The sequence below is a fragment of the Pseudomonas sp. W2Oct36 genome (assembly GCF_041060465.1).
Taxonomy (GTDB): Bacteria; Pseudomonadota; Gammaproteobacteria; order Pseudomonadales; family Pseudomonadaceae; genus Aquipseudomonas; species Aquipseudomonas graminis_B.
Window position 1 is genome coordinate 61,491 of sequence record NZ_JAUERW010000004.1, and the last position, 12,021, is coordinate 73,511.

General features: G+C 64.5%; 10 protein-coding genes. All 10 read right to left on the reverse strand.

Annotated elements, in window-relative coordinates; genetic code table 11:
* Positions 1–92: 92 nt before the first annotated feature.
* The 10 genes from argE to QWI18_RS08085 all read right to left on the reverse strand — a co-directional run bounded on the left by argE (position 93) and on the right by QWI18_RS08085 (position 11,502).
* A complete protein-coding gene (gene argE, locus QWI18_RS08040) occupies positions 93–1,262 on the reverse strand; it encodes an acetylornithine deacetylase (protein ID WP_296309985.1) in 1,170 nt (389 codons plus the stop codon).
* Positions 1,259–2,413: an FAD-binding oxidoreductase gene (locus QWI18_RS08045; RefSeq protein WP_192135814.1), complete on the reverse strand. Its 1,155-nt coding sequence runs from the start codon at positions 2,411–2,413 to the stop codon at positions 1,259–1,261. The genes argE and QWI18_RS08045 overlap by 4 nt, the downstream gene beginning before the upstream one ends.
* Positions 2,410–3,801 carry an NAD(P)/FAD-dependent oxidoreductase gene (locus QWI18_RS08050; RefSeq protein WP_296309982.1) on the reverse strand — a complete coding sequence of 464 codons (1,392 nt, stop codon included), beginning with the start codon at positions 3,799–3,801 and terminating at the stop codon, positions 2,410–2,412. The genes QWI18_RS08045 and QWI18_RS08050 overlap by 4 nt, the downstream gene beginning before the upstream one ends.
* On the reverse strand, positions 3,783–4,091 hold the full coding sequence (locus QWI18_RS08055) for a (2Fe-2S)-binding protein (RefSeq protein WP_369318586.1): 309 nt from the start codon (positions 4,089–4,091) through the stop codon (positions 3,783–3,785). Before QWI18_RS08055 ends, QWI18_RS08050 begins: the two co-directional genes overlap by 19 nt.
* Complete coding sequence (locus tag QWI18_RS08060) at positions 4,088–5,929, reverse strand: ABC transporter ATP-binding protein (RefSeq protein ID WP_369318587.1); 1,842 nt, start codon at positions 5,927–5,929, stop codon at positions 4,088–4,090. Before QWI18_RS08060 ends, QWI18_RS08055 begins: the two co-directional genes overlap by 4 nt.
* Before the next feature lies 1 nt (position 5,930).
* Positions 5,931–6,806 (reverse strand): ABC transporter permease, encoded by an 876-nt coding sequence (locus QWI18_RS08065; RefSeq protein WP_065987221.1) that lies wholly within the window; start codon positions 6,804–6,806, stop codon positions 5,931–5,933.
* Entirely contained in the window at positions 6,803–7,759 is a 957-nt protein-coding gene (locus QWI18_RS08070) for an ABC transporter permease (RefSeq protein WP_065987220.1), read from the reverse strand. The genes QWI18_RS08065 and QWI18_RS08070 overlap by 4 nt, the downstream gene beginning before the upstream one ends.
* A gap of 12 nt (positions 7,760–7,771) precedes the next feature.
* Complete coding sequence (locus QWI18_RS08075; RefSeq protein WP_296309972.1) at positions 7,772–9,409, reverse strand: ABC transporter substrate-binding protein; 1,638 nt, start codon at positions 9,407–9,409, stop codon at positions 7,772–7,774.
* A gap of 106 nt (positions 9,410–9,515) precedes the next feature.
* The gene (locus QWI18_RS08080; RefSeq protein ID WP_192135804.1) at positions 9,516–10,790 is read right to left on the reverse strand and encodes an FAD-binding oxidoreductase; all 1,275 of its coding nucleotides are present in this window, start codon (positions 10,788–10,790) and stop codon (positions 9,516–9,518) included.
* A 43-nt stretch (positions 10,791–10,833) separates the two neighbouring features.
* Entirely contained in the window at positions 10,834–11,502 is a 669-nt protein-coding gene (locus tag QWI18_RS08085; RefSeq protein WP_369318588.1) for a haloacid dehalogenase type II, read from the reverse strand.
* Between the last annotated feature and the right edge of the window lie 519 nt (positions 11,503–12,021).

Genomic DNA, 12,021 nt, shown 5'->3' on the forward strand with positions numbered 1-12,021 from the left:
TCCAGTCTAGGGATCCGGCCCGGACGAGGATGCCGAAAGCGCCTTCAAACCAGCGTGCCGTGCTGAAATTCACGTCAGGACGGCAGGCTCTGCTACGCCTTCAACGAGCCCAGCAAGCCTTGCAAAAACCGCTCGCCGGCGTCCATCTGGCTGACTTCGATGAACTCGTCCGGCTTGTGCGCCTGCTCGATGGAACCCGGGCCGCACACCACCACCGGCACGTCGAGGCGCTGCTTGAACAGACCGCCTTCGGTGCCGAAGGAGACCTTGGTCATGCCGGTGTCCGCCGCAGCGAATTGCTTGAGGAAGCTCACCGCTTCGACGGTCGGGTGGGTGTCTAGGCCGGGGTAGACGTTGATGGTTTCGATCTCGATGGCCGCGACGCTGGAAAGCTTCTGCGCCTCACGCACGATCACTTCGGCGCGCTCGCGCATCTGCTCGATGAACTGCTCGAGGTTGTCGGCGGGCAGGTTGCGCACCTCGAAATCCAGGGTGCACAGGTTTGGCACGATGTTCAGCGCCTTGCCGCCGCTGATCTGCCCGACATGCACGGTGCTGTAGGGCACGTCGTAGTCGGTGTCCTGGGCGCCGTGTTGTTGCAGGTGTTGCTGGCTTTCACGCAGGGAGGCAATGAAGTCGCAGGCCACGTGAATGGCGTTGACCGAGCGCGGCGCCAGGGACGAATGCGCCTCCTGGCCCCGGCAATAGGTCCGGTAGGAGCCCTTGCCCTTGTGGCCCAGTACGAATTGCATGTTGGTCGGCTCGCCGATCACGCAGAGAAACGGCCGCACCGGCGCCAGGTGCAGCACGTCGAGCAAACGCCGCACGCCGACGCATCCGATCTCCTCGTCATGGGACAGGGCCAGTTGCAGCGGGCGGTTGAGTGGGCGTGTGAGTGAGTGCTCTGCCGCGTCGAGCATGGCGTCGATGGCCAGCGCGATGAAGCCCTTCATGTCGCAGCTGCCACGGCCATAGATGCGCCCGTCCTGCACAGTGGCGGCGAAGGCCGGAAAGGTCCACGCCTGCCCCGCCGCCGGCACCACGTCGGTGTGCCCGGACAGCAACACGCCGGGCTGGTCTTTCGGCCCGGTGCTGGCAAACAGGTTGGCCTTCTTGCCACTCTCGTCCTTGACGATCAGCGACTCGATGCCCTTGCTCAGCAGCAGGTCGCGAACGTAGTCGATCAGGGCCATGTTGGACTCCGACGACACCGTTTCGAAGGCCATCAGCCGTTTCAGAATATCGAGAACGCGGGGTTTCATGAGGCGTGGCTCCGTTGCGCAGCAGGAAAGGCAAAACGTCTGATGGAGAATGCCTCGATCGGGGTCGTGGTGCGACCGGTGTCGAGCAGTTCGGCCATCACGTCACCGACGCCGGGGCCGAGCTGAAAGCCGTGGCCGCAGAAGCCGAAGGCGTAGAACAAGCCGTCGACGGTGCCGCTGGGGCCCATGATCGGCAGCGAATCCGGCAGGTAGCCTTCGATGCCGCTCCACACGCGGATGATGTTCAGGTTTCCAACGCCCGGCAGCAGCCGGCGCATCTGTTCGGCCTGATTGAGGATGCTGCGCGGCTCGACAGCGGCACGACGGTTGAGCATGTCGGGCTTGCTGCGAAAGCCGCCGCCGATGACGATGTTGCCACGGGGAATCTGGCGGAAGTAGATCACCTCTTCGGCGATCTTGGTGTACACGCCGATCACCGTCGGCAAGGCGTAGGGCACCGGCTCCGTAACCGCCATCTGCGGGCCGTGGGTGTCCAGCGGCACCGGCTCGCCAAACTGCGCCGAGAGCTTCTGGCCCCAGGCGCCGGCGGTAATCAGCAGCTGCGCGGCGTGGAACTGACGGCCGTCGGTGGTGGTGACGTGAAAGTCTCCGCCGACCTTCTCGACCTCGGCCACTTCCGTACGCTCTTCGATCTGCGCGCCCAGACGTCGGGCCGCGCGGGCAAAGGCTGGCGCAGCGAGGCGTGGGTTGGCGTGGCCGTCGTGGGGGGCGTAAGAGCCGCCTTTGACATCAGCGCCGAGAAAACCAAAGCGCTCGTGCAGCTCGGCGCCACGGTAGATTTTCAGGCCCAGTTGTTCGGCTTCCGGCGCAGCGGCGTAGGCCTCCAGCTCGGCGATTTCGTCTTCGCGGTAACACACGCGCATGTGCCCGCTGGGGATGAATTCGAGGTCGTCGTCGATCAGTTCCGGCAGCCGTTTCCACAGCGCCCACGAGCGGTTGGCCAGGGCCAGTTGGCCGAGAAAACGCCCTTGCCGGCGCACGTTGCCAAAGTTGACGCCGCTGGCGTACTGGCCGATCTGGTCGCGTTCCAGCAGGATCACCGACTGCCCGCGCCGACGCAGAAAAAACGCCGTGGCTGAGCCCATCAAGCCGCCACCGACAATCACCACATCTGCTTTTTGCACGCTCATGGCGACACCTCCTCGATGAGCATCGACAACGGTTTGACCGGCGCCTGCCCGCGCTGGCGACCGACTTCCTGCACCTGCACGCCGGCTTCTGCGGCGATCACTTCGGCACCCGCTTGCGAGCAATAACGCCCCTGGCAGCGGCCCATGCCGACCCGGCTGAAGGCCTTGGCGCGGTTGACTTCACAGGCGCCCTTCTCGTTGACCGTGCGGCGCAACTCTCCCGCCGTGATCATCTCGCAGCGGCAGACGATGGCGCTGTCGGGCAAGGCCTTCGCTTGTTCGCCGGGCCAGGGAAACGCTTCGGCCAGGCCCAGACGAAACTGGTCCATCACCGCCAGCGCCTGCTGTTGCTCATCGCGCAGCCCGGCATTGAATGGCTGCTTGAGGTCTTCGAGCACTGCCAGGGCCACTCGGCGCCCGGCGTGCTCGGCGGCATCGGCGCCACGAATCTTCGCACCATCACCGGCGGCATACACGCCGTTCACCGAGGTACGGCCGGCCTCGTCCGTCGCCAGCCACCATTGGCTGGAGGCGTCATCGAAGGCCATGGCGCAACCGGCCAGATCACCGAGCTGGGTTTCCGGGCGCAAGTGATAACCCAGCGCGACGGCGTCGGCCTGCACGGTCACGGCCTTGCCACTGCCGGTGGTGAAGCGCACGCCTGCCACGCCATTGGCGCCATCGCCCAGTACCTCTAACGGCTTGACGCCGAAATGCACGGGCACTTTCGCCCGGTACAGCTGCGCCAGAAATTTCATGCCAGTCCACAGCAAACCCGGTCGCGCCAACAGTTTGGGCAGGGCTTTGAGGCGCAGGCTGAAGGGCGAGGTATCAAGAACCGCCGCCACAGTCGCGCCGGCTTTGACGTACTGGCTGGCGACCAGGTACAGCAAGGGCCCGCTGCCCATGAACACCACGCGATGGCCGATGGACACGGCCTGATTCTTTAACGCGATCTGCGCCCCTCCCAGGCTGTAGGTGCCTGCCAGTTGCCAGCCTTCGATGGGCATCAGGCGGTCGGTGGCGCCGGTGCAGAGGATCAGCGCGTCGTAGTCCAGCGTGCTGTGGCGGCCCTGATTGGCGCAGCACAATTGCCCCGGCGTGAGGTTCCAGACCAGGGTGTCGGGCCGGTAATCGATGGCGCCGCGCAGACGATCGAAGGTCTGGTGAAGGTCTTTGGCCTTGTCGGCTTCGCTGCCATACAAGGTGCTGTAATCGCGGGTGAAACCGTCCGGCTGGCGGCGGTAGATCTGCCCGCCGTCGCGGCGGTTTTCGTCCACCAGAATCGGTTTGATGCCGGCCGCCAGCAAGGTTTCGGCGCAGCGCACGCCGGCCGGGCCCGCACCGACGATGACGACGCGATGGGTGCTCAGCTGTGCAGTGGCCATGTCGCCTCCGGTTGTGTGGTGACGATGTCCAGGCCGTCGCGGACTTCGTTGGAGCAGGCGCGCAGGCGTTCACCGCTGCGGGTCCAGACCCAGCAGTCCTGGCACGCGCCCATCAGACAGAAACCGGCGCGGCGGCCGCTGTCGAATTCCGACTGGCGCAGCGCGGTGCCCTGGGTCAGCAACGCCACCATCAGCGTGTCGCCCTGCAACGCTTCGACCGGCGCGCCATCCACGGTCAGGTTGACCGTCGGCCGGCCTTGTTCGGCCAGCCTCACAAAACGCCCTTTCATGCATACGCTCCAAAGCTTGTGGGGGTAACGCCGCGCTGGGTCGCCAGCAGGTCGGCGCCGTCGCGGTGGCAGAGAATTTCGCTGCCGTTGTCCAGGGTGCGGCGGTTCGGCGCGGTGCGGTTGCACAGGCCGTCGACGCGCATCGGGCAGCGATTGAGAAAGGTGCACAGCTCCGGCAGGTTGGCCCGCTCGCCTATCGGCGGCAGCTCGCCATGGGTGGCGCCGCAGGTTTCCAGCCAGCCCTGACGCAGTTCCGGCACCGAGTGGATCAACAGGTCGGTGTAGGGATGGTACGGCGCTTCAGCAAAGGATTCGCGGCGGCCGGCGTGGACTTTGTGGCCGCTGTACATCACCACGATGTCGTCGCACAGCGCGCGCACGGTGGAGATGTCGTGGCTGATGAACAGGTAGGACACGCCCAGTTGCTGGCGCAGGTCGCGCAGCAGTTCGAGGATCGCCGCGCCGACCACGGTGTCGAGGGCCGAGGTCACTTCATCGCAGAGAATCAGGTCCGGCTTGGCTGCCAGTGCACGGGCCAGATTGACCCGCTGTTTCTGGCCGCCCGACAGTTCATTGGGTCGGCGATCAGCCATGTCTCGCGGCAGGCGCACCAGGTCGAGCAGCTCACCGATGCGCGCCTGCAACGCTGCGCCCTTGAGGCCGAAGTACATCTTCAGCGGACGGCTGAGGATGGTCGCCACGCTGTGCATCGGATTGAGCGCGGTGTCGGCGTTCTGGAAGACCATCTGAATCCGGCGAAACTGCTCCGGCGTGCGCTCGGACAGGCTCCCGCCCAAGGGCTGGCCGTTGAAGGTCAGGCCGCCGAGGGCCGGGGTCAGCAGCCCCGCCACCACCCGCGCCAGGGTGGATTTTCCCGAGCCGGACTCACCGATCACGCCAATCGCCTGGCCCCGCCGCACGGTGAGGTCGATGTCTTCCAGCACGCGGATCGCCGGCATGCCGTGCAGGTTTTTGTTGCCGTAGCCGGCGGTCAGGCCGCTGATGGTCAGCAGCGGCGCCTCTTCAGCAACGCCACAGGGCGGGCGAATCCGCGTGTCAGGACGCGCGGCGGCGAGCAGGCTGCGGGTGTATTCGTGGGCCGGTGCCTTGAGCAGCGGCGCGGTGGCGCTTCTTTCGAGAATTTGCCCGCCGTTGAGCACGACAATCTGGTCGGCCATTTGCGCGACCACGGCGAGGTCGTGGGACACGTAGACCGCCGTGGCGCCGCGCTCACGCACCACACGCTTGAACGCCCGAAGCACGTCGATCTGGGTGGTGACGTCCAGGGCGGTGGTCGGTTCGTCGAGCACCACCAGCAGCGGGTCGCTGATCAGTGCCATGGCGGCCATCACCCGTTGCAGTTGCCCGCCAGAGACCTGGTGCGGGTAGCGACGCCCGATGCGTTCCGGGTTCGGCAGGGCCAGGTCGCGGAACAGGCCGATGGCCTTGGCTTCCAATTCGGCGCGTGTGCCGAGGCCATGGATCAACGGCCCTTCGACCACTTGGTCGAGAAGTTTTTTCGCCGGATTAAAGGCGGCCGCCGCGCTCTGGGCAACGTACGAAACGCGATTGCCGCGCAAACCCTGAAGCTGTGTTTCGTCAAGGGCGAGCATGTCGTGTTCGCCGACCTGCACCACGCCGCCGGACAAGCGGCAGCCCCGTCGCGCATACCCGAGCAAGGCCAGGGCGATCGTGGTCTTGCCGGAGCCGGACTCGCCGATCAGGGCCAGTACTTCGCCCTTCTCCAGGGCAAAACTCACGCCCTTGACGATCTCCACCTCGCTGCCCGGATCACCGGCCACCACGCGCAAGTCTTCGACGCGAATCAACTGGGTCATATCAATGGCCTCCTGCGCGTCGACCGCGTCGCGATGACAGGTAGTCGATCAGCAAATTGACGCCGATGGTCAGCGTGCCGATGGCCAGCGCCGGAATGATGATCGCCATCGCGCCCTGATTGAGGCCGCCGATGTTTTCCCGCACCAGCGAGCCAAGGTCGGCGTCCGGCGGCTGCACGCCGAGGCCCAGAAAACTCATGCCGCTGAGCAACAGCACGATGTAGCCGAAACGCAGGCCGAGGTCGGTCAGCACCGGGTTAAGCATGTTCGGCAGGATTTCCCGGCACGCGACGTACAGCTTGCCTTCGCCCCGGGTGCGCGCCACTTGCACGTATTCCAGCGCCTCGATATTGACCGCCATGCTGCGGGCCACACGGAACGAACCGGGGATGTAGCTGATCACCGCCGTGCAGATCAGCAGCGTGACCGACGAGCCAAAGGCCGAGACCATGATCAGCGCGAGCATTTTGCTGGGGATCGAGATGAACGCGTCCATGATGCGGCTGATGATTTCGTCCAGCCATTTTGGCGAGACCACCGACAGCAGCGCGCAGCCGGTGCCGAAGAAGCTGGCCAACAGCGCCGCCACCAGCGACAGCCCGACGGTGAAGCGCGCGCCCACCAGCACCCGGCTGAGCATGTCGCGGCCCAGGTAATCGGTGCCGAACGGATGCGCCAGGCTGAAGCCTTCGAAGATGTTGTCGGAGATCACTTCGCCGACCGGGTGCGGCGCCAGCCACGGGCCGAACAGCGCCACCAGCAGCCAGATCACACAGACGGCAGCGCCGACCAGTCCCAGCCAGGACGGGTTGCCGGAGACCTTGGCCAGTGCCAGGGCCGAAGACGCAGGCCTGGATTTCGCAATGAGCGGGTTCATTGGTTTCTCAGCCTCGGGTTGGAGAGGATGGCGCAGAGGTCGGCGAGCAACACCAACGCCAGATAGGCCGCGCAGAACAGCATGGTGCAGGCTTGCACCAAGGCCATGTCGCGGTTGGTCACGGCATCCACCATCAGGCTGGCAATGCCGGGGTAGTTGAAGATGGTTTCGACGATCACCACCCCGCCGAGCAGGTACGACAGGCTCAGGGCGATGGCGTTGGCAATCGGCCCGATCGCGTTGGGCAAGGCGTGGCGCAGCACGATGCGGATCGGGCTGACGCCTTTAAGGCGGGCCATTTCCACGTACGGGCTGTCGAGTTGGTCAATGACGGCGGCGCGGGTCATGCGCGCCATCTGCGCGACGATCACGCAGCACAGGGTCATCACCGGTAACGCGTAGGTGCGCAGAAATTGCAGCGGTGAAGTGATGTCGGTGGCGTAGGACAGCGCCGACAGCCAACCGAGGTTGACCGCGAAAATCAGCACCGCCAGGGTCGCCACCAGAAACTCCGGCACCGCGACCATGGCCAGGGTGATGAAGCTCAGGCAGCTGTCGATGCGCCCGCCCCGGCCCATGGCCGAACCGATGCCGAGGATCAGCGCCAGCGGCACCGACACCAGCGCCGTGGCGGCCGCCAGCATCAGCGTGTTGGGCACCCGCCCCGCCATCAATTCACCCACCGGCATGGCGTTGGACACCGACTGGCCCATGTCGCCGGTCAGCAGGTTCATCAACCAGTGCAGATAGCGCAACACGCCGGGTTGATCCAGCCCCAGTTTCAGGCGAAGCGCCGCCACCTGTTCAGGGGTGGCGAACTGGCCGAGGGATTGCTGCGCCGCGTCGCCCGGCAGCACGGCCGTGATCGCGAACACGACCATGGACACGATCAACAGGGTCACGACCCCGGCACCGAGGCGCCGGCAGATCAACCACAGCGTATGGCTATTCATTGCACTGCCTCCTCAAGCGTCCAGCCACACCTGCTCGGCGAACATGTAACCCATGAAGCCGCCCAACGGGTTGGAGTCGTAGCCCTTGATGCGCTGGTCCACGCCGTCGATGTTGCTGATGAACACCGGCACGCCGATGCCACAGTGGTCATGGACCAGAGTCTGCATGTCGCCGTACATCTTGGCGCGCTTGGCGTCGTCGGTTTCGCCCCGGGCCAGCATCAGTAACTGGTCGAACTGATCGTTCTGCCAGCCGGACTCGTTCCACGGCGCCTTGGACTGGAAGAACTGCGAAAACATCACGTCGGCGTTCGGTCGCGGGTTGATGTTGCCGAAGCTCAACGGGTGCTTCATCCAGTGGTTGGACCAGTAGCCGTCGCTCGGCAGGCGGTTGACGTCCAGCTTGAGCCCGGCCTGTTTCGCCGATTGCTGCAGCAGCACGGCGATGTCCACGGAACCGGTCGCGGCAGGCGACGCCATGACGGGCATGGTGATGCTTTCCATGCCGGCTTTCTTCAGCAGGAACTTGGCTTTTTCCGGGTCGTAGACCGTCTGCGGCAAGTCGGTGTTGAAGTAGCGCGAACCCGGCGCAATAGGGTGATCGTTGCCGACCACGGCGAAGCCACGGAAGACGGCGGACTTGACCTGTTCGCGGTCCAGCAGCAGTTTCATCGCCTGGGTGAATTCCGGGCTTTTGCCGGGGAGCTGGTCCTGGCGAATGATCAAGTCGGTGTAGTTACCCGACGGTGCGTCGACGACGCGGTGTTTCGGGCTGGCGGCAATGCGCGTGGTGGAGCGCGGGTTGACCTCGTTGATCATGTGCACGTCGCCCGACAACAGCGCGTTGACGCGCGACGGTTCGTCGGCGATGGCGATGAATTCGATCTCGTCGAGGTACGGCAGGCCCGGCTTCCAGTAGTTCTTGTTGCGCACCGCCACCGAACGCACACCCGGCTTGAACTCGCCGACGGTGAACGGACCGGTGCCGATGCCTTTGTTGAAGTCGGTGGTGCCCTCCGGAACGATTAGCAGGTGCGACACGGCGAGAATGGACGGCAGTTCGGCGTTCGCGGCGCTGAGGCGAATCTGCACTTCGTTCGGGCCGGAGGCCTTGATTTCGGCGAACTGTTCCATCAGCGGCATGACTTTGGAACCGGTGAGCGGGTCCTTGTGGCGGCTGAGGGAGAACACCACGTCGGCGGCGCTGAGGCTTTTGCCGTTGTGGAAGGTCACGTCCTTGCGCAGCGTAATGGTCCACAGCGTGGCGTCAACGTTGTCGATGCGCTCGGCCAGTTCCAGCTGCGGCACCAAGTGCTTATCAAAACGGGTCAGGCCGTTGTAGAACATGTAGTGACGGGCATAGTCGGTGGACAGCGCGCCCTTGGCCGGGTCGAGGGTGTCGGCGGTGGAACTCGACATGCCGGCCACACGAATCTTGCCGCCCGGCTTGCCTTTGCCGCCGGCGGTGGCTTCTTCGGCGAACAGTTTGCCGGCGCTGCCAAACAGGCTGCCCGCCCCCGCTGCGGCGACGCCGGCCAGGCCGAGCATCTGCAAGGCGTTGCGCCGCGACATGCCGCGATTGAGGCCTTCGAATACCCGCAGGCTGTCTGGGCCGGAGATAAGCTCGGGGGTGTCTTTGTGGTCAGTCATATCAAGGCTACCTGTCGATGATCGGGATATTCGAGTGCTCACGGATGTCCGGAGCGTCCTGGAAACGCAGACGACGGTGACGCTACAGCGGCGACTTAGTGCGGCTTCAGTGCAGATAGTCCTGCAAGCGGTAGTACGCGCCCACGAACGGCAAAAACCAGGGCTTGCCGAAGTGCCCGGGGATCGCCGGCCATTCCAGTTCACGCCACGGATTGGCCGCCGCGTTGCCGGCCATGACCTCGGCCATGACCTGGCCCATGTGCACGGACATCTGCACGCCATGGCCGCTGTAGCCCATGGAATGGAACACGCCGCCGTGCTGGCCGGCGCGGGGCAGACGGTCGGACGTCATGTCCACCAGGCCGCCCCAGCAGTAATCGATTTTCACGTTGGCCAACGCCGGGAACATGTTCAGCATCGCCGCCCGCAGCACCTTGCCGCTCTTGGCGTCGGACACGCCGTCGGACATGGCAAACCGTGCACGGCCGCCAAACAGCAGGCGGTTGTCCGGGGTCAGGCGGAAGTAATTGCCGATCATGCGGCTGGTCACGTACGCCCGATGCTGCGGCAATAACTCGTCGATCAGCGCTTGGGGCAAGACTTCCGTGGCGATGACAAAACTGCCCACCGGCACGATTCGCCGGCGATACCAGCCGAGGTCACCGTGCTGGCAAGCGCCGGTCGCCAGCAACACTTGCCCGGCGTGCAGCGAGCCCTTGGCGGTGTTGACCTGATAACCGCCGGCCTGGGGCTTCCAGTCCTTGACCGGGGTGTGTTCGTAGACCATTGCGCCGCTCCGGGCAGCCGCTTCCGCCAGGCCGACACCAAAGCGGCCGACGTGCATCTGCACGCCATTGCGCTGCAACAACGCACCATGGAATTGCGTCGAGTTGACCTCGGCACGGGTTTGCTCGGCATTCAGCAGCTCGACATCGGCGTCCACCTCCCGGCGGATGAGCTCGCAGGTGCGTGCCAGGCCTTCGTAATGCAGGGGTTTGGCCGCCAGCTTGAGCTTGCCGTTGCGCACCAGGTCGCAGGCAATCTTTTCCTGCTCGACCAGCGACACCACTGTTTGCACCGCGCGTTCATAGGCCTGGTAATAGGCACGCGCCTTGGCCGTACCGAGACTGGCGTGCAGACCGGCGTAGTCCTGCGCCACGCCGGTGTTGCACTGCCCGCCGTTGCGCCCCGAGGCTTCGCCGATCACGCGACCGGCGTCCAGCACAACCACGCTGGCACCCTTGAGCGCCAACGCTCGCGCCGCCGACAGGCCGGTGAACCCGCCGCCGATCACCGCCACGTCGACCTGACCGGGCAAGCCGCCGAGTTGGGCACCGGTGAAGGCCGGTGCGGTGTCGAGCCAATAGGATTCACTGCCCATCTTTAACCCCTTATGTCTTAACCGGCATGCCGCAGCGTTTGACTTACAGGCCCACCAGCGCCGGAAGCCCGCCGATGTCGGTGATCTGCTGGTACTCGAAGAACGCGTTCGCCGGCACTTCATGACCACGGGCCACGAACGCCTTGTGCTTGATCTTCATGTCGTGGGCCGACATCAGGTCGTAACGGAAGCTCGAAGACACATGCAAGATGTCTTCCGGGCCGCAGCCGAGGTTGTCGAGCATGAACTCGAACGCGGCCAGACGCGGCTTGTAGGCCTGGGCCTGTTCGGCGGTGAAGACCTTGTGGAACGGCGCGCCGAGCTTGTCGACGTTGGACATGATCTGGCTGTCGCTGGCGTTGGAGAAGATCACCAGGGGAATCTTGTCGGCGATCTTCGACAGACCCGCCGGCACGTCGGCATGGGGGCCCCAGGTCGGCACCGCGTCGTAATACAGCTGGCCTTCATCGCAGTATTCGACGCCCCAACGTTTGCAGGTTCGGGCCAGGGCAGTCTTGAGGATGACGTCGTACGGCTGCCAGTCGCCCATGACTTGGTCGAGGCGATAGGCCGAAAAGTCTTTGACGAACTGGTCCATCTGTTCAGGCTTGACGCGGTCGGCGAAGAGCTCGCGGGTCATGGTGCCCATGTGAAAGTTGGTGAGCGTGCCGTAGCAGTCGAACGTGATGAATTTGGGACGAAGAAAGCTCATGGAGTGCGGTCCTGAAGTCAGTTGAGTGTGGCAAGCGTTCGCGGCCCTGACGGCGCGGCGGCTTCGTTGCAGCACAGGTTCATTACATCACTGTGAAATCAGCATATGCCGTCTAAAACGCCCCGTGCTCAATACAAACCACCGTTTTGGTGGCTGGCCTCAGCAGAGTTTGCGGTGCGCGCCAGCCTTGGGCAGGGCCAGTGTTTGTGCGCTTTTAGGGGGCTTTTGTGATGAGGAGGCTCAAGGATGCGGGGTTGAAGCGGCAGAAAGTATGGCGTGGGGATATTGAGTGCACTGATCGTTCCCTCGCTCCGCGTGGGAACGATCATCGGGGCTGAAACGATAAAATCTCCCCTTGGCATTTGCTGCCGCCCTCGCCCCGGATTTAAGTACGAAGTAGGGTCGCGTCCCTCGGCGCGGGACGAATCTGCCGAATATCCCAAGCCCTCTTGTCAGCCCTTACATCAGGTGGGATACAGGCGTTCAGCGCTACTTGAATAATGCATAACGGAGCCTCGC

Coding starts and splice junctions, on each gene's coding strand:
- QWI18_RS08085 (WP_369318588.1), bottom strand. CDS start 11,502: ATGAGCTTTCTTCGTCCCAAATTCATCACGTTCGACTGCTACGGCACG.
- argE (WP_296309985.1), bottom strand. CDS start 1,262: ATGAAACCCCGCGTTCTCGATATTCTGAAACGGCTGATGGCCTTCGAA.
- QWI18_RS08065 (WP_065987221.1), bottom strand. CDS start 6,806: ATGAACCCGCTCATTGCGAAATCCAGGCCTGCGTCTTCGGCCCTGGCA.
- QWI18_RS08055 (WP_369318586.1), bottom strand. CDS start 4,091: ATGAAAGGGCGTTTTGTGAGGCTGGCCGAACAAGGCCGGCCGACGGTC.
- QWI18_RS08075 (WP_296309972.1), bottom strand. CDS start 9,409: ATGACTGACCACAAAGACACCCCCGAGCTTATCTCCGGCCCAGACAGC.
- QWI18_RS08070 (WP_065987220.1), bottom strand. CDS start 7,759: ATGAATAGCCATACGCTGTGGTTGATCTGCCGGCGCCTCGGTGCCGGG.
- QWI18_RS08045 (WP_192135814.1), bottom strand. CDS start 2,413: ATGAGCGTGCAAAAAGCAGATGTGGTGATTGTCGGTGGCGGCTTGATG.
- QWI18_RS08060 (WP_369318587.1), bottom strand. CDS start 5,929: ATGACCCAGTTGATTCGCGTCGAAGACTTGCGCGTGGTGGCCGGTGAT.
- QWI18_RS08080 (WP_192135804.1), bottom strand. CDS start 10,790: ATGGGCAGTGAATCCTATTGGCTCGACACCGCACCGGCCTTCACCGGT.
- QWI18_RS08050 (WP_296309982.1), bottom strand. CDS start 3,801: ATGGCCACTGCACAGCTGAGCACCCATCGCGTCGTCATCGTCGGTGCG.